16 protein-coding genes and 1 tRNA gene are annotated in these 19,518 nt (G+C 40.7%); 3 read left to right on the top strand and 14 right to left on the bottom strand.

Annotated features, from left to right (window positions below; translation table 11 throughout):
• Positions 1 to 53: 53 nt before the first annotated feature.
• Complete coding sequence (locus GXP67_RS16210) at positions 54 to 593, bottom strand: pyridoxamine 5'-phosphate oxidase family protein (RefSeq protein WP_162444089.1); 540 nt, start codon at positions 591 to 593, stop codon at positions 54 to 56.
• A 242-nt stretch (positions 594 to 835) separates the two neighbouring features.
• Positions 836 to 1,414: a GNAT family N-acetyltransferase gene (locus GXP67_RS16205; RefSeq protein ID WP_162444088.1), complete on the bottom strand. Its 579-nt coding sequence runs from the start codon at positions 1,412 to 1,414 to the stop codon at positions 836 to 838.
• Between the two features lie 604 nt (positions 1,415 to 2,018).
• Between GXP67_RS16205 and GXP67_RS16200 the strand changes: the two genes are divergently transcribed.
• Positions 2,019 to 2,375: a hypothetical protein gene (locus GXP67_RS16200; RefSeq protein ID WP_162444087.1), complete on the top strand. Its 357-nt coding sequence runs from the start codon at positions 2,019 to 2,021 to the stop codon at positions 2,373 to 2,375.
• Here the strand turns inward: GXP67_RS16200 and mddA are convergent.
• The 6 genes from mddA to GXP67_RS16170 form a co-directional block, all read right to left on the bottom strand.
• Positions 2,313 to 3,110 carry a methanethiol S-methyltransferase gene (gene mddA, locus GXP67_RS16195; RefSeq protein ID WP_162444086.1) on the bottom strand — a complete coding sequence of 266 codons (798 nt, stop codon included), beginning with the start codon at positions 3,108 to 3,110 and terminating at the stop codon, positions 2,313 to 2,315. The genes GXP67_RS16200 and mddA overlap by 63 nt on opposite strands.
• 97 nt (positions 3,111 to 3,207) lie before the next feature.
• A complete protein-coding gene (locus tag GXP67_RS16190) occupies positions 3,208 to 7,236 on the bottom strand; it encodes a hybrid sensor histidine kinase/response regulator transcription factor (RefSeq protein ID WP_162444085.1) in 4,029 nt (1,342 codons plus the stop codon).
• A gap of 170 nt (positions 7,237 to 7,406) precedes the next feature.
• Positions 7,407 to 7,745, bottom strand: a complete 339-nt coding sequence (locus GXP67_RS16185; protein ID WP_162444084.1) for an NAD-dependent epimerase/dehydratase family protein — start codon at positions 7,743 to 7,745, stop codon at positions 7,407 to 7,409.
• Positions 7,694 to 7,957: an NAD-dependent epimerase/dehydratase family protein gene (locus GXP67_RS16180; RefSeq protein ID WP_162444083.1), complete on the bottom strand. Its 264-nt coding sequence runs from the start codon at positions 7,955 to 7,957 to the stop codon at positions 7,694 to 7,696. Before GXP67_RS16180 ends, GXP67_RS16185 begins: the two co-directional genes overlap by 52 nt.
• A gap of 74 nt (positions 7,958 to 8,031) precedes the next feature.
• On the bottom strand, positions 8,032 to 8,217 hold the full coding sequence (locus tag GXP67_RS16175; protein WP_162444082.1) for a transposase: 186 nt from the start codon (positions 8,215 to 8,217) through the stop codon (positions 8,032 to 8,034).
• A gap of 579 nt (positions 8,218 to 8,796) precedes the next feature.
• Positions 8,797 to 12,864, bottom strand: a complete 4,068-nt coding sequence (locus GXP67_RS16170; RefSeq protein WP_232065286.1) for a DUF7619 domain-containing protein — start codon at positions 12,862 to 12,864, stop codon at positions 8,797 to 8,799.
• An 887-nt stretch (positions 12,865 to 13,751) separates the two neighbouring features.
• Here GXP67_RS16170 and GXP67_RS16165 point away from each other — a divergent pair.
• Positions 13,752 to 13,867: transfer RNA gene (locus GXP67_RS16165), tRNA-OTHER, on the top strand.
• 83 nt (positions 13,868 to 13,950) lie between these two features.
• The gene (locus GXP67_RS16160; RefSeq protein ID WP_197901697.1) at positions 13,951 to 16,185 is read left to right on the top strand and encodes a TerD family protein; all 2,235 of its coding nucleotides are present in this window, start codon (positions 13,951 to 13,953) and stop codon (positions 16,183 to 16,185) included.
• A gap of 69 nt (positions 16,186 to 16,254) precedes the next feature.
• Here GXP67_RS16160 and GXP67_RS16155 read toward each other — a convergent pair whose 3' ends face one another.
• The 6 genes from GXP67_RS16155 to GXP67_RS16130 all read right to left on the bottom strand — a co-directional run bounded on the left by GXP67_RS16155 (position 16,255) and on the right by GXP67_RS16130 (position 19,486).
• Positions 16,255 to 16,491, bottom strand: coding sequence for a hypothetical protein (locus GXP67_RS16155; RefSeq protein WP_162444079.1), 237 nt, complete (start codon positions 16,489 to 16,491; stop codon positions 16,255 to 16,257).
• A gap of 30 nt (positions 16,492 to 16,521) precedes the next feature.
• Complete coding sequence (locus tag GXP67_RS16150) at positions 16,522 to 17,022, bottom strand: hypothetical protein (protein ID WP_162444078.1); 501 nt, start codon at positions 17,020 to 17,022, stop codon at positions 16,522 to 16,524.
• Between the two features lie 3 nt (positions 17,023 to 17,025).
• On the bottom strand, positions 17,026 to 17,409 hold the full coding sequence (locus GXP67_RS16145) for a hypothetical protein (protein WP_162444077.1): 384 nt from the start codon (positions 17,407 to 17,409) through the stop codon (positions 17,026 to 17,028).
• Positions 17,410 to 17,587: 178 nt separating this feature from the next.
• Entirely contained in the window at positions 17,588 to 18,160 is a 573-nt protein-coding gene (locus GXP67_RS16140; protein ID WP_162444076.1) for a carboxypeptidase-like regulatory domain-containing protein, read from the bottom strand.
• A gap of 190 nt (positions 18,161 to 18,350) precedes the next feature.
• On the bottom strand, positions 18,351 to 18,962 hold the full coding sequence (locus GXP67_RS16135; protein WP_162444075.1) for an IS630 family transposase: 612 nt from the start codon (positions 18,960 to 18,962) through the stop codon (positions 18,351 to 18,353).
• A gap of 50 nt (positions 18,963 to 19,012) precedes the next feature.
• Complete coding sequence (locus GXP67_RS16130) at positions 19,013 to 19,486, bottom strand: helix-turn-helix domain-containing protein (RefSeq protein WP_162444074.1); 474 nt, start codon at positions 19,484 to 19,486, stop codon at positions 19,013 to 19,015.
• Positions 19,487 to 19,518 lie beyond the last annotated feature (32 nt).

The following is a 19,518-nucleotide window of genomic DNA, read 5'->3' as shown; positions in this document are numbered from 1 at the left end:
TTGCGGATTTGTCGTTTATATCAAATACGATTATACCCTGATTCCTATTATTCCTACAACGATATTCCGCTGGGTTTGCCATCCAGGCTTACTGCGTTTTTGCGTTCCCAGTATTCTCTAATTCTGTCTTCGCCCTGTTTCTCTGTCCAGTGTTTGAGATCTTCTCGTTCGGCCTGGTATGCCATAAAAGGAACTGACATACCGCATGAAGATTGAACCAATTCGACCTGTACATCAATAATCTGCCTGGAACCTGGTAATTTAGGAAACAAATGAATCAGTTCATTCCATTGTGGATCGTTATGGTGGTATACATTTGCTTTTCCATACAGCCTGATAATATTAGGTTTTCCCTCAAAGGCACAGAACATGAGGGTAATGCGGTTGTATTCCAGCAAATGGGCAGCTGTTTCGTTTCCACTTCCGGTAAGATTTAGCCACACAACCCGGTTGCTATCCAGAATGCGGAGCGTATCCATGCCTTTGGGTGAAAGGTTTACTTTGCCTGAACCGGCAGTAGCTACAAAGAATAGTTTCTGGTTTTCTATAAATACCTGGGTGGCAGAATCTATAGAGACAAATTGTTTTCCCATAAATTAGTATATGATGAAAGTATATTGCTGATCCGGCCAGCCTGCTGTAAGCTATTGGTGCAGAAATTAGTTTGCTGGCAACCCTTGCTATTTACATCATCAAAATAAACTATACTTTCGGATACCTAAAATGAACACCAGATAATTTTTTGCCGGAAAAGAAGCATGCAGTTAAAAGCTTAAAATTAGTAAGGAGAGATTACTAATAAAACATAACTGGAAGATAAACTTATTATAGCTGATCACCTCCAGTCGCAGAGTACCAGGCTCCAGGGATCGAATGAATGATCGAATGTGCATATTTCCTGAAATCCTACCCGCTGGTGTGCCCGCATAGAACGCAGATTTTCTTTCGGAATGGCAGTAACGGCCATATCGTACCTGGAAGAGTATGCAGTTTTGTAGATGCTGTATAAATCGTCGAAAATGCCTTGTCCCCGGAATTCTTTGGCAATACATACCTGGCCTACAAATAAATAATGAAACATAGAAAGAGGCATGCCCTGGTAATCCACCTGATTTAATATACGGCTCATATACTGCAACGCAGGAATTTTCTTCAATAAATGAGGAGGGAAAGCCAGACAATAGGCGATAAGCTGGTCGTTTGATTTGCTGATCAGCGAAGGTTCGGCCATATGCATTTGAATCAATACATCAAAATTGTAGTCGGCACTAATAAATCCATACTGCTGGCGTTCGGACTGGCTCAGATTACGCCGTTGATTCTCGTGTTGCAAGGCCGCTATGTGTAATAATTCAGTTGCCGTTTGTACCGGCTTAAAAGTATAAGAACAGTCAGTGAGAATAGAGTTTTGCATAGGAGAGGAATTATATAGTTTAAACAGGTTTGAATGAAAAGGAAGGCTAGCGAATGTTTTGGAGAAAACAACAGGATATTGAAGCAGCAATAGAATTATTATTACCTGAGTCATTTTCATAACATTCCGGGACTTTGATTATTGAAATAAGGAGTACTCGCAAAATGGCTTTGGCTGACACGGTTATTTTGCCCGTGAGCAACCGGAACAAAGGTGCAGCTATTGCTAAAAAATTATTTTCATAGCTGTGTCAATGAGTTGTAGAATAGTTGCAGCACGTAGGGTTGGCTGGTATCCTTCCCATTTTAATTTGACAGGAAGTAGCAAATGCTTGCATTCTGGTCGCAAACCTGTTGCGACGGATGGGTAAGTGTATAAAAGAAAAAGAGCGATACTCTTGAAAAAAGCCCCACTATAGTGTGCAATAATTGATTTTATAGGTTGCATAAGTTTTCAGCCAGAGATAAACTTTTATCTTAAGCTGGCTTCAGCAAGGATTTGCATGACACCAATATGAAAGAAGATGCTACCAGATGTAAAACCTGAATCATAAGGATACCTTTTCTTTGCAATATCAAATTGTGCAAATTAAAAGCGTATCCAAATGGGTATTTATGAACTGGTTCCATACTGGGAACCGCAATATGTGAAGTGCCAGGCCGAAGCGATACAGCAGACGCAACCTCAGGCAGAGGCAACGTTGCAATCGACTTCTACATCTGCCGGCAATGTGTTTCAATCGCTCAAACAAGTATTGGAATTAACGTTTTCTGTACAAGCATGCATTCCCTATATCAGCATAGCGCTTATGGCTATACTACTGGGCTTATGCGTACTTTTAATGAAAGGCTGTACTCTCATGGAGAATATGGGAGAGAAGGAATGCAGGTTATTTAAATCAGTGCAGGTTTTTGTGTTTGTTCCGGTAAGCGTAAAAAGCAGGAATGATTTTGGGCACTAAGGAACGGTAGCGGATATATAGTTTTCCAAACTTCTGAACCAGATCCTTTTCTTCATAAGAAATTCCTATCAGAATATATACACTCATTCCTAGCGCAAATACCAGATGCCCCACGGTCATTTCAGGCGTAGCCCAAAAGCCTATTAAAAATCCTAACATCATGGGATGCCGCACATACTGATACAGCCAGGGGGCTTTAAACCGCTCGGGAAACATATCTTTGTCCTGGGCATAAAACAACACCTGCCGGATACCAAACAGCTCATAATGATCAATCAGATAGGTAGACAACAGCATAATACTCAGGCCCAGTACAAAAAGTCCATATACTATCGTTCTTAGCGCCGGATGGTGGATGGTCCATATAACAGTGGGCAGGGGGCACCATTGCCACATTAACAATGCAAGTATGGCTACACTAACCAGGCCATATACACTCCGTTGTAGGGGTGTAGGAATCCAGGCCATATATTTCTCCTTCCAACTTTTTCTGGCCATTATGCTGTGCTGCAGCCCGAAAAGCAATAGTAAGCCTACATTAATCAACAAAGATTCGATGATTGGTTTTGTAGCAGGACCGTCTATGGATTTGGGTACGCCAATATTGATGATAAATCCGATCAGGTAAAATACTGCTCCATTTACCAACAGGTAGCAGGCGATACCAAAAAAAACTACACCTCCTTTTTTTATAAACTGGCTGATAAGAAACCCGGCAGACTTAGTTCTATGCATGAAAACAAATAGCTTATGCTGCAAAAGAAAAGTATTCTATATAAGCCTGCTTGCAGGCAGGTGTCAATAGTTTGCTGATTGGTAGCAGCCTGCCAGATTAGGAAGGAGAAGATTGGTATTTTTTCTTATACTCTGATGGCGAACAACCATAGGCTTCATGGAAACTGCGGCTAAAATGCGAAAGGCTGCTGAATCCAGTCTGATAAGCAATTTCAGAAAGGTTGCCAATGTCTTTCCGGATCATTTCTCCGGCACGTTGTAAGCGGTATGCCCTAATCAGGTCACTGGGTGCCTGGTTGGTAATGGCTTTTACTTTCCGATGTACCTGTGAGCGGCTCATCCCAAGTTCTTCACCCAGTTTTTCTACGCCAAACAGTTCATCATCTAAGTATTTTTCCAGAACCAGGTGGAGCTTTTCCAGGAATGCTTGCTGCTGCGAAGGCATAGATACCCTGGAAGGTTCCAGTAATACTTGAGCAGAGAATTTTTCACGGAGTTGTTGCCGGCTTTTAATCAGGTTTTCAATGCGTAACAGCAATTCCCTGGCATCGAAAGGTTTGATTAAATAGTCGTCGGCACCAGTTTCCAGACCTTCCAGCTTATTATCCTGAGAAGCCCTTGCTGTAAGCAGAATAACCGGAATATGGCTGGTTTTTTCGTTCGTCTTGAGGAGCGTACATAATTCCAGGCCATTCCTGCGAGGCATCATTACATCGCTCAGTACCAGGTCAGGCAGCATTTCTTCGGCCAGTTTCCAGCCGGCTTCTCCATCTTCTGCTTGTTGCACTTGGTATAAAGACTGTAGTTGTTCGCAGATATAATTTCTCAGTTCCGGATGGTCTTCTACGACCAATACCATAGGTTTAGAAGTATCTGCCAGAGTTTTGGGAGAAGATTCAGGCGGGTGTACTGGTACAAGGAGTGTTTCATTGAGCGGATTATCTTCCAATGGAATGTCCGTGAGATCTATTCTGGCCAGGTCGTCTGCTGATAAATGTGCTTTTCCCATGGGCAAACTTACGGTAAACAAGGTGAACACTTCAGGTACGCTTTCAACACTTACATTTCCCTGGTGCCGTTCTACCAGCTCTTTTACCAGCGCCAGACCAATACCCGTTCCTTCATAATACCCATTTTCGGAAGCCTGGAAAAAACGGTCGAATACATAAGGCAAGGTTTCCGGCGCAATACCAGGTCCGGTATTATGCACCAGAATATGAAAACGGTTGCTGGTAATTTCTAAGGAAACATCTACTTTGCCTTGCAGCGGTGTATATTTAATGGCATTGGCAACCAGATTAATAACCACTTGTTCCATCTTTTCCGGGTCTACATAAAGTTTTACTGGCATCAGTGAAGATGCAGCGGAAAGCGGCTTTTTATTGAAGGTAAAAGTGATATTCTTCTGACTGGCCAGGAAAGCAAACGAAAAAATAATTCGCTGCAAAAATCCTGTCATGTCTGTTTCTCTGGCGGCTAACCTTGTGTTGCCAGCCTCCAGTTTGGACAGTTCGAGTAACTGATTAATCAGCCGGAGAAGCCGGTGAGCATTGTGCAGAATAATGCGGTAATCTTCCTGCTGTGGGTCGGAAAACTCGTGTTTCTGATACTTTTTAATGAGCCCAGTAATCAGGGTTAAAGGCGTACGGAATTCGTGGGAGATATTAGCAAAAAAGCGGGATTTGAGTGCATCCAGGGATTTGAGTTTCTCAGATTGCTCCTGTAACTGGTTCCGCTGGCTGGCAATTTCAGCTGTACGTTGTTCTACAGTTTGTTCCAGCCGGAGATTTTCTTTTTCAAGCCGGAGCGAACGCCAGGTAGCGATGCCATACACTAAAGAAATGAAACAGAGCACATAAGCACCATAGATCCACAATTGCCGGTACCAGGGCGGACTCACTACAAACGACCAGCTGGCTATCTGGCTTACTTGTCCAAAATCGTTTATGGCCCGTACCTGCAATTCATAACTTCCTTCCCAGAGATGGGTATATTCTTTAAATGGCTCCTTACTCCAGCCAGACCACTTGTCCTCAAAACCTATTAGCTTGGTTTGGTAGCGGATCTGGTCAGTAATGGAGAAAAAGGGAGCGCTAAAAGAAAAACGCAACTGCGCATTCTGCTCATATGTTAACTGCCTTCCATTTGCCAGAAAATCCAGGGGTTGCTGCTGTAAAGTTACAGCCGTAAGAATGGGTTGAACAGGTGTGGTTTCTACATCAGCAGACTCATGTAACTCCTGACACAGGATACCATCCAATCCACCGAAAAATGCCTGATTATTTGCGACCAGCAATATTTTCTCGAAAGAGGACAGATAAGCTGGAATAGTGAAGTTTTTTGTATGATAACTTCCACCAGACTGCCATTCAGCCTGTATAAGCTGATTCGCCCCGGAAACCGGGTCTATAGAACGAAGCCACAGTTTACGTCCGCTTTCTTCGCTGTACATGGGATATATTTTGCGGTTTTCTAACCCAAACAAAGCACTCATATCCGTTGTTGCAACAAATTTCTCCTGGGTCTGGTCGAAAGTATAGAGTAGCTTGTCTGTGCCAACCATTACATACAAACGGCCTGCTATAACAAACGGAATGGCATCGCCTGGGGGTAAACCAGCTGAAACACTGAATTGTGTGATCGTACCTTTGGATACATCCGGTATATTAGAATGTAAGGGATAAGTGAGCCGGTATACGCCCTGCGCACGGCTTCCCAGCCAGACTTCTCCAGGTTTGTATTCCACAATGTATCTTATGGAACCTGTCAGTTTTTCTTTTTTACCTACTTCCTGCCATTTACCATTCTCATGGAGTAAGGCGACACAACCTTCATTGGTGCTTGCCCATACTAAATCTTTATGCGCTGAAGCACATAAAGAAGCAGCAATATTGTAATCGTTTAACTGAGTGAATCTACCATCCGTCCATTCAAACAATCCATCTGAAGAGCCAATTAATAAAGAACCCGGATGGGAGTATAAATCCCAGACCCGGTCCTGGAAAATAGTGGCCTTGCTGAACTTACGGAAAACAGGATGATCAGATTCCTCAAAGAACAAGCCTTCTTTGCTGGCCACCACCAGTTGCCCCTGATGGCTGACAATTTGTTCGATGGAGCCACTCAGTCCGGAACGTTGGTCGATCAGGCTCAGATTCATCCCTAAGGATACTTTTGAAATGCCTGCTTGTGTACCCAGCCAGAGATTTTGTTGGTTATCTGTATAGGTATGCAGAATCTGCTCTGAAAACAGGCCGCTTGCCTTATCCAGCGAAAGCACCAGTTTGCCAGCACGGTTTATTATAAACAATCCATTACTTCCGATGGCCATATGTTCGCTATCCAGCCAGCTGCCGCTCCGGATTTCATATTGCTTGAGATCCGCACTGGCGTCATTATGAAAAGGTTGCACAGAAGTTTGGTCATAAAGAGATAAATTTCCATCCTCGGTTCCAACCAACAGGCGACTGCCAGAAAAAGGCAGAATCATCCGTATCGTAGAGCCAACAAAAGATTCTCCATAAGGCAATTGTTGAAAATGGTTGTTTTCCCACCGGACAAGGCCTTTGTTTTCCATAGAGCCATACAAGGTGCCATTAACAAAGTAGGTCCGCCAGACTTTGGCTGGTAATGAATGTACCTCAAATTTTTTCCCGTCCCATATAAACATTCTCTCATAGGTCTGAAAATACATCCGATTGTTGATCTCCACCGTAGTCCATACCCGGCTGAAGGTACGTTCTTTCTCAGGCAGTTGATCTACCAATGAATGGTATTGTACCCGGCCATATTCATTGGTATGGATATAACCGATTTCACCATCGCCGCCCAGGTACAACGTAGAATCTGAAGAAATCCCCATCGAACGGACATGGCTTTTATTGGTAAGTGACACCATTTCCCAATGTTCATTATCATACACCAGTAAACCATCGCCGTTGGCAAAATACATACGTTTGTCTTTCCCCTGCACACTTGCCCAGATTTGTTCATGTGCCTGGTATTCTTTGGGTGTATAATTGGTGATAAGAGGAAATCCTTTTTTGCTGGCCGTAAGAAAGTTTTGTGCCTGCGCCGGAAGCAAACAGCAGAAAAATATCCATATGAGGCAGGAACGGCAATACATAGCAGACAGAAAAATGAATGAAATACCTTTCTTAATCAATAAACCGGCTAATTCTACTGATTCGTTATTGGTTGTTCATTGCTAGTTGTTGGTAAAATACTGTATAATAAATAATCAAAGCAATTTACAGAATTCAAAGAATTATACACACTCATCCCTGCTAAGAAGAATCAACGTATCAGTTGCTTGAAATTATGCTGTGGCTGATATCCCAATAGTTGAATGGCTTTATCTACCACATATACCCGGTCGATGTAGGAAGGAAATACCCAGATGCGTTGATGGAAATACATTTCTGCTTCTGGATAGTATTTGAAAATTATCTGTTTTGGATTGGTTTTTAACTCAGTCATATCTTCCGGTTGAAATGGGCTTTTGGCTGAAACATTAAATATCTGAAAACTATCCATTTTTTTCTCCAGTGCCAGTACATGGGCAGCCGCTCCATCCCGTTCGTCTAAACCCCGGTACAGGCGGTGGATGACGATGGTATTTTCCAGCTCAGGCAAAATCTGGAAACCCTGAGTACAGTAGTTTCTATCCCTTCTTTCTCAAAAAAGTCCCGGCACAGCAGTTCAGCTGTAAGTTTGGTAATGTCGTAGATATCTCTGGGGTCAGGAAGCAGATTTTCTTCTACCCATACAGCTTGCGAGGCATGTACCATGGCATTGCCATAAATTGAAGTAGTACTGTACAAAAACTTTTTAATCCCAAATTCCACACAAGCGTTCAGTAAATTTAGAATTCAGGTGATGCTAGTACTAGGTTGTGTTGATATGCATTATAGAGTTAGCATCACACAGCAGGCAAGGTGCCGAAGGTCAGAAAGTTGCGGGCTGTTTTTTCATAGCTGGTAGCTAATATGCGGAAATGTTTCACTCGATTTAAGAAACGCGCTACTTTATTTCTGTCCGCATACAAATTCTCATCATAAGTCCGTTGCGCTAGCCGGTTAGCTTTTGGTGGATAGCTAATCTGCATTTAAAGCTTCATGAGTTTGAGAAGGCAGAATTATTATTAAAACAGATCTATGAACCACTTCTCCACAACAAAACCTACCGGGCTCTTATTAACAATGCCTTAGCATGGCTCTAACTGCTCTATAATGATGAGCAGTCTCTTCAGTTCGCTGATCACTATTCCCAGATAGTCTTACAAAATGACTTTAAGAGATCTTCTGTGAATGGAACCAGGAGGTCAGTGCTGATTGAATAGGGGAAGATAATAGAAGAGGCTGAATCTGTTGTATAAGGCAGCTAAACTCAAAGAATCAACAAATAATAGTTTATGTGCCTGTATGTAGCACTTACTAATTACAAAAGAGGCTATTGACAGGAATCCGAAGAGTATCTTAATTTCGTAGAAGCTAATCAGGATAAGTTAGATCCTGATGATTCGTATCTGTTTCTGAAAGTAAAAGAGAAAATAAAGGCTCTGTATTCACAAAAGCCAATAACTGCGTAAAACTTAATTTCTAATTCTCCAGCTCTTTCTTCTTGCTACAGCATCTTTTGTTACATTTAACACATGAAGAATGAGTTGAGACTTTAAAAAGCTAATTTATTGAATGAGCAGTTTTTCAATTAAAGTGCCGCTCTTACTTTGTACTTTCAAAATAAACAGACCTTTGCCAAGTGTACTACAATCAATTTCTTTATCAACCATGTTACTGGTTGTTTCAAATTTATTAGTATACACTTCACTTCCAAAAGTATTATAAATAGTTATCCGAACCTGCTTTTCATTCTTTAAATCGATATGCAATGCGAATCGGCCGGGTGCAGGATTAGGATAGATTTTTATATGCAAAGTTGATTCTTCAGTTATACCTGTGGGTAACACTTCATAAGTGTAGGCTTCAGAAAGTAAAGAGTCACAAGCATTGGTAATAGCTTTTACTGTGTATGCTCCCGCCTGAACAACTTTGATAGACTGTGTATTAACTTTTAAAGCAATATCATCCAAAAACCATTCATAGCTTGATGCTTGCGTGCTGCAGTGTAAGCTATCAGCTGATATTTGTAAAATGACAGGTGTTGGCAGGAGAGGTTGTATTTGGGCTTGAACAGCCACTTTTGGACCTTCACAGCCATATTCCACAGCAGCAACATAATAAGTAGTAGATTGGGAAAGAACAGGGGTTGTAAAAACAGAATCTGTAGAAATGGCTTCTGTAGCAGATAAGCTACTATACCATTTATATCCACTTGCACCATGAGCAACTAGCTTTACACTTCCCTCTCCACATGTATTGTCTGCACTCACTGCTTTTACAAGTGGTAAAATAAAGTTTGTAATACTCACTTGGCTAGTCAGAGAATCGATCGTACATGTATTAGCAGGAGTCCTCCATTCAAATACATTCTCTCCATAGCCTAGACCAGTAATGAGGGAATTGGGATTATGCGTTTCCTGTATCTTGCCACTTCCTTTGAGTAGATGCCATGTTCCTGTGCCAAAATCAGGAGCAACACCTTGCAGCACCACTGTATCCTGTGCACAAACAAAGCGATTCTCGCCGGCAAAAGGATCGATCGCTTGGCTACATACGACTACTTTTGTTTCTTTATCCACTGGAATGGTTTGGGGAACATCAAAAATTGTGTTTGTAACTGTGTTAGTCCGGATGACAGGATTATAATCAAAGAAAACGTCTGCATGGTTTTCTATTACTGTTCCCTGTGCAATGGCAGTGTGAGGTGTGATATTGAACTTAATATATCCATGACTTAAGGCTTCGTTGCGGTTGCTATCTGGCAGGTTGATGTTATTAAAGGTAAAAGTAAGTACTGGTCTGCCTTTGCCAGAAACCGAAAACTCATAAGGATGGGAAGCCGCTTTTACACTGAATGTAGCAACATCCAGATTAGCATCCAATGTATCTACAACCATTACTTTGTAAGCAGTATCTGTGCCTGTATTTTGAAAACGGATAGTATAGTTTAGCGCCTTTCCTGAAGGAGTGTAATGGCTCGCTGTGGTACCTTGGGGAACAACCAGTTTATCATTAGGATCATAGGAATCAGTGATAGGCAAACATTCCAAAGCTACCTCGGGTGATTCGCTCTCTACGGGCAATTGAGTAACAAAACCCTTGCTTATTTTTCCACTCTCATCCTTACCACATGCTTCAATTGTAATGGTAGTGGTTTGTTCTTTGGGATGGTATGGCCGCTGATCAACCTCTAATCTGAGCGTTTGTCCGTTAGCAGGTACTTGCAGGATCAAGCTGTCTCCCACGGAAAGTTTGAAGGAATGCTTGAAAACAAGTACTGCATCAGCATAAATTCTAAAATTGCTGCTATCGGCCATATGCTCTGAGCCTTGATTGTAAATAGCCATTCTCACTACCCCATTGTCTTTGCAGCCCGCTTGCAAATTAATATATGACTTATCCCACTTTGAATCAGTTGGTAGGCAGGTGTTGGCAGGAGTAATCCAGGCTTTGGTACATTGGGTAAGCCCCCGGATAGAAGGTATACCACACAGAACAGAATCCATGATTGTAATTACGCCACTTTGATTTACTTCAAGTGTACCGATGTCAAAAACATACACTGAATCAGGTGTGATTGTGTAGACCTTGCTAGCACTAACCGGAACCACATAAGCAGGAAACTTGACGTGCACTTTTACATTAGCTGCTGAGGCAAAACCTGTATTCGCATAACTAAGCAGGGTGCGGCTTGTTAAGCATCTTCTTCTCCGGTCTGAGGCAACATCAACTGTCAAGTTCGGGCAAAGAGTAACTTGATTAGCAAAATCGATATCTTGGATGGTATCATTATATGTTTTAAAATTCACCGTATGACTTCCTCCATCAGGTGGGCAAAGTTGAGTGATGAGTTTACCTTGTCCATTTGGTAGGATCTGTTTAACGGTATAGGTGCCTGTATCTACAGCTATGGAGTAATTTCCTTGTGCATCTGCATAGCCATAATAAGGACCTGGTTCTGCAGTGATTATTACATTGCTTAAGTTATTTTCGGAGGAATCTTTTTTGCAATTTTGGTTATTATCTATAAATGTACTTCCTGCTATGACATTTTTGCTATTAGGTCTCTTACCAAAAGCTGCAAAGTATTTGATAGGCTTTCCACTTATTTGAGTAAATATTCCTCCGATGTATATATTATTTTCAAATAAAGTTATTTCAGATACTGTATTATTTGCACTATAATTCCAGGGTAATGCTACTGCCTTTACTTTATCCAATATTGTAAAACAACTGTTACGTTGTCCGCCTAAACTATAAAAAGCGCCTCCAGTAAATATTTTATCTTCAGAAAAAACGAATTTGGTTACCCATATCCAATAATCTTCCTTATTTGGATACCATGAAGTAAGCTCACCAGTGCTAGCATCTATGGCAGCAATATTTTTTCTATCAACTCCATTAATAGTAAAAAAATTACCAGAAATATATACTGTGTTGTCCGAAACACCTAATCCAGTTATGCTACGGTTAGCTACATACTCTATTTTAGGATACCAGGATGTAACAGCGCCTGTCTTTGTGTCAATAGCAGCTACATTGATTCTTTGTTGATCGGCTAAATAATAAAAATCTCCCGCTACATATAATAGGTCACCGGAAACAGCCATACAATTAACAAACCCCCATTTACTTTTACCAATATTCCAGGGAGTTAATGAGCCAGATAATAAATCAAATGATGCAATGTTTAACCGGGGTTGATTACTTACCCTATCAAATCGTCCTCCTATATAGATTGTATTATTTATTATTTCTAAGGCTGTCACAGAGCTAGACACATTCGGATCCCAAGACTTTAAAAGACCTGTGTGTAAGTCTACTGCCGCTAAGTTGCTCCGCTGTTGCCCATTTACTTTTGTAAAATATCCCCCAAAATAAACCGTATTATTATAGATCTTAATTATATATACATCATCATTGACAAAGAGATTCCAGGGAGTTGCTTTACCAGAGATTGCATCCATTGCAGCCAACCCACCAGTATGTCTTCCGCCAACGCTTTTAAAGTTACCTCCTATATACATTTCATCATTTGAAATAGTAATAGAATAAACGGTCTTATTTGTACTGTCTATCGCAGCGTTCCAAGTTTTAAGCTTACCTGTGGTAAGATCTACAGCAGCTAATTTATTTTTTTCTTGTCCGTTTACTTGGGTAAAATACCCACCTAAGTATACAGTACTTTTTGAGACAGCTATTGCACTAACAGTATTATCTATATTGGGATACCAGGAAGTAGCAACACCTGTATGTATATCGATGGCAGCAATATTTTTTCTAAACATATCACTTACCTCTAGAAATTGACCTACTATATAAATGGCGTTTTCACCAGCAGTTATATCTGTTACTCGGCCACTAATCGTAGGTGCCCAAGATGTAGCCGTACCTGAAGAAATATCGATAGCAGCTAAGTACCTACGAGCTTCTCCACAGATTTGATTAAAATCACCGCCTGCATAAAGTATATTATCTTTCAAATGTAAAGTTCTTACGGTTGAATTAGGTGCGGGATTCCAGGGTAGTAATTCGCCTGTTGTAGCATCTAAAGCGGCTAGGTATTTCCGTTCTACATTATTTACCCTTTCGAAACTGCCTGCTAAGTATATTGTATTCCCTGTTGTAACCATTTTGTAGATGGAGTACACTTGTGGATTCCATTTTGTTACTTCTCCAGTAATAGCATCTAAAGCGGCCAATGTATACCGTGATTTACCATCTATCGTTGTGAAATGTCCCTGAATAAACAGTCTGTCTGACAAAAGTGCGAGATTATATACAGAAGCATTTACTGCCGGATTCCAATTTATATCTAATGTGTTATCAGCTTTTATATGAGCAATATTTAACCTGCGAATATTGCCTACTTTAGAAAAACTGCCCCCTATATACCAGCCACCCTTTCCGTCTGAAACAGAAGTGTACACAATACCTTCTATCAGCGGATATAATTCTTTATTAGCTACACCACTAGTATCTATACTCCCGCCACCTCCAGTAACAGGACCAATATAATTAAATTGCCCACCCAGGTAAATTGTATTAGCCTTACGAGTAATAGAATACACAGGTCCATTAGGCTGCCACATGGTTGTATCAAGTTCCTGAGCATAGATAAAAAGAATATTACATACACAAAAGCAAAAGAATAGCAATAAAAATCTAAGCATAGAATAAATACTGGAATACCTCCAGGAAATAGGAATAAAGAAAAAGCATGATTTAGGGGAAATACAGATCAATCGTATATGCCTTCCTTTTATCAGCCTCACTCAAAAAAAGTAACAGACCCTGAAGAAAACTTACATGAATTCCGCTGTTGTGGTAGTTCTCTTAATAAGAAATGATAATCATTGACACTAAACGCTGAAGAATTAATTATAAAATATTTTTTACTATGCAAAAAGGTTGCGTAGGTGTGCTACAATTTTGTTTCATTAGATACAAGGTCAAGCAAAAGTTACTTCACCTTTCCTTTCACGAAAATAACTTTTTTCAATTACCTGTATCTATATATGAAGCAGTAGCTCAGCGGTAGAGCAACGTTAGTTTCAACATTATCTTAGTTGGTCAATTGAAACTTACTTCTAGCTTGGGGCACGTGGGTCATGGGTTCGAATCCCATCTGCTTCTCTTTTTAGGTCAAGTAGGGCTTACTTCATCTTTATTGGAAAAATAGCCCTACCATTACCTTTTATTAATCAATAACTATGTCTATGAACCAATTACTCCTTGTCAGTTTACGCCAGAAAGCTGTCTTTATTCCCCAAGCAGCCGTAAAAACAGCGCATCAACCCCTCAAAGGAAATACCTCTTTGCTAGTGGCTAATTTAGCTAAGCTTGGTTTTGGCGTATCAGAGCCCCTACTTACCGCTTTAAATGGAACTACACCTGCTTTTCAGGCAGACTTGCTTGAAAAGTTACGTCAGGTGATGGGTGTGAACAAAAACTGGACACCTTTGGTCAAAGGCTGGGATACGCCTACTGGTGAAAACCTGATTGATCATATTATTACTTTCTTTGCCAATGTGTTTCAAGAAAGTGGTACTCGCTTAGCGTGTGGACATATCATTCCCTATGGCACTTTCCCATTAGAACGATATACTGGCTGTCCTTTCTGCGGAACACCTTTTGAGTTTAGTAAGATAGACTATCATTCACAGGGTAGTAAATTAAAAGTACTGGAATTGTGGAGAGAAAACGAGATAGAAACTTTTTTCAAAGATCTGCTTTCCTCCAAAACAGCTTTGGATGCTACCCAAATGGATAGCTTGAAGATATTACTTTCCCGGTTTCCTATACCTGCTCAGGTATCGGTTGGAATGAAAGAAACTTTGATAGCGGTGCTTGATATCCTGATTGCACAGAATAGCCCAGAGAAAGCACAAAGTCTGTTTACTTCTCCTACCGATATTTTGCGCTATTTGTGGTTTAAACATACTGGTTTCTTGCAAATTATTGAACCTAAAACCATTATCAAACGAGCTAAAAGCAATAACAGGCATATCTGGTTAATGGAAGGAAAAAGTACCCAGGCCAAAAGCAAAGCAATCGCAGACTTGAAATTAAAATATAGCCGGAAAGAGTGTTTGATGGTAGCTACCTGGTTGAACAATCTTCCACTAGAGGCTGAAACCATCTGTGAGATGATGCACCCCAAAAGAGGAATGTGGGTGCGTTTCATCCGAGCTTTTCGCCTAGCAGAATATAGCAAACGGGCTGGCTTTGAGAAATTAAAAGAAGTATTGGATATATTCTATAACCAGGTTTATGAGGTATGGCAAGGAAGAGTCAATTACTATCGCTTGCGTGCTGATGAAGAAAATACCCTTTCCTTACTAAAGCAGCGTCCGGGCTTATTTGCCAGGTCCTTGTTTGCCAACATGCTTTGGTTTGGAAAGCAGTCCCCGATTGAGGCTTTTTCACAGGTTATTGATCAGGTACCTGCCCGCTTGGTTTTTACGCTATATATGTATGCAGAAATCTATTTTGAGAAAGAAGGCGCTAGAATCGTTAAACCATTGGGAGGAGTTAGCAAACAGGTTCCGGCCAACAGAATGCTTTCCTTATATGATGAAAAGGGCTTAGAGGAAATGAAAACGGCCATTGCAGACTTGTGTAAGCTGGCTATGCAAAAACGTTTTGCCGCTATTGAGACTAAGAATCGAACCATCTACATCGATCCCATACTTTATAAAATGCCCCTTTCCATTGGAGATCGAAGCGAAACCGTGCAAGGCCTGCCTTCCGCGTTGATGGGAACTAGGTTTGAGGTGGAAGGAGATACTGTGCGTTTATTTATGCAATGGGGAAGTGGCCTTCCTGCCCAGCATCTGGATATGGATCTAAGCTGCCAGATTGCATATGATACAAGAGCAGAAATCTGTTCTTTTAGCAACTTAGTGGCTACAGGATGTAAACATAGTGGAGATATCAGAAGCATTCCTGACAAAGTAGGTACTGCTGAGTATATCGAAATCAACATTAATGAACTTAGAAAAGCCGGGGCAAAATATGTGAGCTTTACCTGTAATGCCTATAGCTATGGAGCGATTACGCCTAATCTTGTTGTAGGATGGATGAACAGCAAATTTCCAATGAAAATCTCCGAGAGAACAGGTGTGGCCTATGATCCTTCCTGTGTGCAGCATCAGGTAAGAGTGACACATTCACTTACCAAAGGTTTGGTGTTTGGTGTGCTCGATGTAGCAAAGAAAGAAATCATTTGGCTTGAAATACCTTTCTCAGGGCAAGTGGTGCAGAACCTGGATGCTAAGAATGTAGAAACTATGCTTGCTAAATTAGAAGCTAAATTAAGTATTGGAGAGTTATTGGCCATCAAGGCAGAAGCACAGCAATTGCAGATCATGGAGACCTCCCAAGCCGATGAAGTCTACAGCAAAGAATGGGCAATCAACTCGGCTGCCGTAACCAGGTTGCTTGTCGATTAATTCACAGCTAACTCATTATAAGTAGAAGGATGGACAAGCAATTGTTCATCCTTTTATAGTATGCATATTCTAGTAGCCAAATTCCAGTAGTTTAACAGAACCGGCAACAACATTCGCTTCATCTGTAAACTTCTCCTGATTATCTCCTTTCTGAAAATACCATAGAATCATATGACTGTTGATGTTCACAAGGGTATAAAGGCGTATAAACATATCCGCCTCTTTGGCTTTTCCATCTATATAACCCTGCCATACCCCACCTGACTTGTTGGATATGGATACCATTGAAAGTATATTCTTTTCCATAATGATCTTGCAGAGAATCCAACAAAAGTTTTACTTTCTGCTCCCTTGCCGTTTTTCCAGCCTTTTTTCATTGAAGGTTGCCATAGCCTCCAGCTTTTTGCTTTGAGCGCTATTACTAAAAGTAATTGTATCAGAGAAAGTAAATAGTTGCGACTCTTGAGAAGAAATAAATTCACCTGGCGCAAAAAGAGAGTAGGAATTGGCTGTAATCAAGCGGTAATCTTTAGGTAAAGAAATAGGCTTATTTTCATACTCATTCGTTTCTATTACAAGACCATTTTCAATGCTAATCACAAGTTCTTTTTCATAGGTCGACATATACCCCATGTGTACATATCGCAACAGTTTGCCTTTAGGAATTTTTATATCCCCTGAAAACCATCCCGCTTCTACTTTCCCCTCTTGATACAACTCCGGAAACAGCTTTTTAAGATCAGCGTTTTTTCTTGGCAGCAGAGAATATTTTGCAATAACAGACTTGTATCTATTTGTATACTTTTTGCCTATTTGCTTTTTTAATCTATCCTCCAATCGTTATTCATCAATTTCTTCTCCTTGTAAAGAAGATAATTTCATGAGTAGTTCTGCCGGCAGTTTATCTTCAAGGCTGTCAAGAGATGTAGCAGTGATTTTATAGTCATTCCTATAACAACAATCCATAATGGCAAGCAGATATAAGTGGTCTTCTCTAATTTCCCAAAGGGCTTGGTATCCTCTCCAGCAAGCAGTGCTCCAACAGGAGTTTATCCCAAAATTCCTGGGCCTTGGATTTTGCTCAGTATAGTAAGCTTCCAAGGGGTTTGCATATAAAGCTAGCGTATCCCCTTGATAGATGAGCAGATCAGGCCGTTGAGCCGTTCCCTTAGATGAGAATGGAAGAAAGCTAAAAAGCAGCAAAAGTAGAACTATATTCCTCATAGGTTAAAAAAGAGAAAGGGTTATCTGAACAATGATTTGATTTTCCACTATAAACTGCTTATCGGATTGATACATACGACTTCTCCTAAAACCGTAACATCCGCCTCCATATTCACTCTCTCTAAATTTATGATGGAAGCTTCCTCCCACTTTACCTCTTTCTTTAAGCTTTCATAGCCTATATAAGAAAAATAAGGATAGTCTGCTTTGTTGGCAGTTCACTCAACACCAGCGTAAACTCGCCATTAGCATTCGTAGTAGTCCCTATCATGGTGCCTTTCAGTATTACATTCACTCCTAGAAGCGCTTCTTTACCATCAACTACCCTGCCTTTTATCTGGTATGGTGGTAATGAATCCTTTGGAATAGCATCACTTACCTGATGATAAGAATCTTTACCGGCTGCAGTTTGATAAGATGGAGATGGAGAATGGATACTAGCTTGAGCGGCTGAATCAGTGAGAGTGCTCATTCCAAGCAGAGAAGCTACCGCTACTGTATAGAAAGAAGGGCTATACGACCAAAGCGGGTCCTGCGGGCCATAGGTTTTTAACTGCCCTTCTTGAAACCTGCCGCATATCCCTCCCCTATGCTCTTGAAAGAAATCTTTAATCTTCTCCTCACTCCAAGTAGAAAAATCAATCACTGTTTTTTGACAATTTTGACAGAATCTTCCTTTTTCTGCCGGACTCATTGCTTGCCAGTTCTGCGCACAAGGAGAGTTAATCTGAAGTTTTATTGCTTTTTTCATTTCTTTAAAGATCTAGCTAATAAAAGAAGACAGTTATTTATTAATTGGGCTGATCATATTCATTTTGAAACCGATTTTGAAAGATATTGCCTGTAAAGGGGCTGAATAATAGTTACTTAACCTAAGTCGCAACTCTGCTTGAAAATCACCTTCAAATAGAGGTACCGATGTAACTAGTAGTACATAAAGACTAAATAGTCGGGTAAAGCTTTTTGAGTTTAATCCTGGCATCTTCATTGGTGAATTGCCAATTAGCTTTCACTGCTTTTTTATTCCTGCTTTCCTGCCAGGCTTTTACTTGTTTTATTAATTCAGCCTCAGTAGCTATGTGCCTGTCAAGGCAGTCTCTTTGTAAAACGGATAACTCTATTTCTGCCATATTCAACCAACTGCCATGAGTAGGTGTAAAAACAAATTCTATCCTATCTAAGTAGGCTTTGGCTTTTTCAGGTTGATAGACTTCATAAAAAGCACTTGGTTTATGAGCTGACAGGTTATCCTCCACTAAAGTAATCTTCCTGCAGTCCTTGTAAATAGTATCTAACAACTGGCTAACAATCTTCACCCAGGTGAAACGATTGTGGTTTTCTTCTACAAAACAGTACCGCTTACCGGCTAAGAGCTCAAAGACCATGTAAATATCCCTTACCCCATGTCTTGTATAGATACTATCCTGATATTTGATTCCATCTTTGCCAATAAAGAGTTTACTTTCGATGAGTTGTTTAGGGGATTCATCCAAAGTCACCACCGGCTGCTTTTCATCATAGGCCCTTTCATAGACCGTGATGACTTTCTCCATTTGATAAACAAAACCCGCGCTTTGTTTAGGTGGAATCACCCACATAAGCCTTAACCAAGGCGGACCCGAAGATTAACATCGTTAAGGTCCAAGCTCATTTTTTTTAGTATGCCGGCCACACTCGTGTGGGAAATAGAGTCAATCACCTGTAGTTCCACCAATCTGTCTGCCAGTAGTTGCAGTTTCCACTTTGCCTGTCCTTGAGGTGGTTCACTGCAAACCAAAGCCAGCAGATGAGCCTCTACCTTCCCATCTATCTTTTTGTCACTTCTGATCTTTCTCTGCTGTTTGTCAAAGATGGCCATTCCTTGCTCACAAAAGGCTTTTCTTATTCGCTCTACACTTCTGGTAGATAAGTGGTATGTATCTGCTAACGCTGTCTCACTTTCTCTGCCTGTTTGCTCATCGCTTGCCAACAGTACATACGCCTTTTGAATATCTTTAGCTTTTCTGCTGCCTTTGCTGACCCATTCACTTAAAGTCGTTCTTTCTGCCTTACTTAAGTTAATTTTGTAAATTGTCATAGCTTTTTTTAACAAGATAACTATATTACCTG

The organism is Rhodocytophaga rosea, assembly GCF_010119975.1.
GTDB lineage: Bacteria > Bacteroidota > Bacteroidia > Cytophagales > 172606-1 > Rhodocytophaga > Rhodocytophaga rosea.
The sequence above is the reverse complement of the archived record's forward strand: the minus strand, read 5'-3'. Positions and strand labels throughout refer to the sequence as shown.

Excerpts from the sequence above, each read along its gene's own strand:
- GXP67_RS16210 (WP_162444089.1), bottom strand. The coding sequence starts at position 593 with ATGGGAAAACAATTTGTCTCTATAGATTCTGCCACCCAGGTATTTATA.
- GXP67_RS16200 (WP_162444087.1), top strand. The coding sequence starts at position 2,019 with ATGGGTATTTATGAACTGGTTCCATACTGGGAACCGCAATATGTGAAG.
- GXP67_RS16130 (WP_162444074.1), bottom strand. The coding sequence starts at position 19,486 with ATGACAATTTACAAAATTAACTTAAGTAAGGCAGAAAGAACGACTTTA.
- GXP67_RS16160 (WP_197901697.1), top strand. The coding sequence starts at position 13,951 with ATGAACCAATTACTCCTTGTCAGTTTACGCCAGAAAGCTGTCTTTATT.
- GXP67_RS16135 (WP_162444075.1), bottom strand. The coding sequence starts at position 18,962 with ATGGAGAAAGTCATCACGGTCTATGAAAGGGCCTATGATGAAAAGCAG.
- GXP67_RS16175 (WP_162444082.1), bottom strand. The coding sequence starts at position 8,217 with ATGCAGATTAGCTATCCACCAAAAGCTAACCGGCTAGCGCAACGGACT.
- GXP67_RS16145 (WP_162444077.1), bottom strand. The coding sequence starts at position 17,409 with ATGAGGAATATAGTTCTACTTTTGCTGCTTTTTAGCTTTCTTCCATTC.
- GXP67_RS16190 (WP_162444085.1), bottom strand. The coding sequence starts at position 7,236 with ATGTATTGCCGTTCCTGCCTCATATGGATATTTTTCTGCTGTTTGCTT.
- GXP67_RS16205 (WP_162444088.1), bottom strand. The coding sequence starts at position 1,414 with ATGCAAAACTCTATTCTCACTGACTGTTCTTATACTTTTAAGCCGGTA.
- mddA (WP_162444086.1), bottom strand. The coding sequence starts at position 3,110 with ATGCATAGAACTAAGTCTGCCGGGTTTCTTATCAGCCAGTTTATAAAA.
- GXP67_RS16155 (WP_162444079.1), bottom strand. The coding sequence starts at position 16,491 with ATGGAAAAGAATATACTTTCAATGGTATCCATATCCAACAAGTCAGGT.
- GXP67_RS16140 (WP_162444076.1), bottom strand. The coding sequence starts at position 18,160 with ATGAAAAAAGCAATAAAACTTCAGATTAACTCTCCTTGTGCGCAGAAC.
- GXP67_RS16170 (WP_232065286.1), bottom strand. The coding sequence starts at position 12,864 with ATGGTTACAACAGGGAATACAATATACTTAGCAGGCAGTTTCGAAAGG.